Below are 253 nucleotides of genomic sequence, written 5' to 3' on the forward strand. Positions count from 1 at the left end.
ACGCAGGGGCCGGTCGGCGCGCAGCTCACCGCCAAGGCGGATGCCGTCGTCGACCTCATCGGCGGCGACGCCCTCGAGGACGCGCCGAACCAGGTCCGCGACACGGCCCGCGGCGCCTCCGTCGTCGACGCCGAGACGGTGCTGGGCATGGGCGGTCACTACGTGTTCGTCCGGCCCGAGCGCGACCACCACGACGCGCTGCGCGCGATGGCGGAGGACGGCACGCTGCGGGTCGACCTCGCCGCGACGTACC

Annotated in this window: 1 protein-coding gene; it reads left to right on the forward strand. The window is 75.5% G+C overall.

What is annotated here, in order from left to right:
* Window positions 1-253 (forward strand): MDR/zinc-dependent alcohol dehydrogenase-like family protein (locus QWY29_RS20550; RefSeq protein ID WP_300963076.1); only part of this gene is annotated, 253 nt, incomplete at both ends.

It is taken from the genome of Nocardioides abyssi, assembly GCF_030412915.1.
Classification (GTDB): Bacteria; Actinomycetota; Actinomycetes; order Propionibacteriales; family Nocardioidaceae; genus Nocardioides; species Nocardioides abyssi.